The sequence below is a fragment of the Moorena sp. SIO3I6 genome (genome assembly GCF_010672095.1).
The window spans coordinates 1-1258 of sequence record NZ_JAAHHU010001458.1; the positions used below are offsets into that span (position 1 = coordinate 1).

The window sequence follows — 1258 nt, forward strand, 5'->3', positions numbered from 1 at the left end:
TTAGCTACCATAAACGCTATAAACTTCACTTCTTGATGCAGTCGCTCATGGTTTTGGGTCTGTGTGCGGAACCTGCATCGCTGCTCCCTGTTCCCTATTTCAACAGTTAATTTTACGTTTGTCCGACTACTTAACTAACCAATCCACCCCTAACTCTTATGATGGAGCGTTTCCCATGGCTCAAATATTGAAAGCAATTTATCATAGTGGCACATTTATCCTTCAAACAGCCTGTGATTTACCTGAAGGTGTTGAAGTTGAGCTTGTGGTTCAATCACCTCAAGTCATTCCTCCTAAGATTACCGATATTGAGGCTAGACAAGATTTTTTAAGGTTACTTGTTGAGCGAATGCAACAAAACCCTATTCCTTCTGATTCTCCTAAGTTTACACGAGATATGTTCCATGAACATAGTTAAAAGCTTAAATAATTTATATAGCAATTATACGACTTGTGAGGTACAAATATCTGGGTTTTAGGGAGCAGGGAGCAGGGAGCAGGGAGCAGGTAAGACAGAAGAGGCAAGAGCCAATAGTCAAACAATTCTGTGTACCTCATGAGTCCTAGAAACGCTATATACATCTTCAATTATCCCTTATTTGCAATAACTTACTGGCCTTAAGAATCGCTAATAGCCTTGTTGTTACCCCCTCAGCTAAAATTGAAATAGCGACTTAATATGAGCAGGAGATGGGGTCATGATTTATGAAGTTATCCTCAGTAGAGAAAACGATAAATATATTGCTCGTGCCAAAGAATGGCCGGAAGTCATGGTTGTAGAAAATAGCCGTGATGCTGCCATCAATCAGCTTAAAGCTCAACTACTTGACTATCTAACGAATCAGGTTGAAGTAGTTGAAGTTGACATTCCCCTACTAGGGAAGACAGGAAATCCTTGGCTGGATAAATTTGGATGGTTTAAGGATGACCCTACTTTTGAGGATCTACAGGCTGAAATTGCTGCCTATCGGCAAGAAATCGATCAAGAGATGGGGCACCTGGCAGAGCAACCCTAATCACACGTAATCCAAAAGACTTTGAGCGTGTCATAGGTTTAACCCTCGAAGACTGGTCAGTAATGTATAGCGTTGATTGCATGTATGAGGTAAAATTATCAACTTCAAAGTCCCCCTTTTTAAGGGGGATTTAGGGGGATCCCTTTGTACCTCATGGGAAACAGAATTGCTATAGATTAGTACTTTTGAGTAATCAATGTCGCACCAACTAACTTCACCGTTATATCATTTAATCTTCTATA

General features: G+C 40.4%; 3 protein-coding genes. 2 read left to right on the forward strand and 1 reads right to left on the reverse strand.

Going from position 1 to position 1258, the window contains the following annotated elements; all coding sequences use genetic code 11:
* Positions 1 to 61: 61 nt before the first annotated feature.
* Positions 62 to 418, forward strand: coding sequence for an antitoxin family protein (locus F6K49_RS50240; RefSeq protein ID WP_293071555.1), 357 nt, complete (start codon positions 62 to 64; stop codon positions 416 to 418).
* On the opposite strand, the gene F6K49_RS50245 is transcribed toward F6K49_RS50240, so the two are convergent.
* A complete protein-coding gene (locus tag F6K49_RS50245; protein ID WP_293071554.1) occupies positions 415 to 558 on the reverse strand; it encodes a hypothetical protein in 144 nt (47 codons plus the stop codon). The genes F6K49_RS50240 and F6K49_RS50245 overlap by 4 nt on opposite strands.
* 140 nt (positions 559 to 698) lie before the next feature.
* Here F6K49_RS50245 and F6K49_RS50250 point away from each other — a divergent pair, with 140 nt between their 5' ends.
* Positions 699 to 1016, forward strand: coding sequence for a hypothetical protein (locus F6K49_RS50250; protein WP_293110347.1), 318 nt, complete (start codon positions 699 to 701; stop codon positions 1014 to 1016).
* The last annotated feature ends 242 nt before the right edge of the window (positions 1017 to 1258 follow it).

Coding starts and splice junctions, on each gene's coding strand:
- F6K49_RS50245 (WP_293071554.1), bottom strand. CDS start 558: ATGAGGTACACAGAATTGTTTGACTATTGGCTCTTGCCTCTTCTGTCT.
- F6K49_RS50250 (WP_293110347.1), top strand. CDS start 699: ATGATTTATGAAGTTATCCTCAGTAGAGAAAACGATAAATATATTGCT.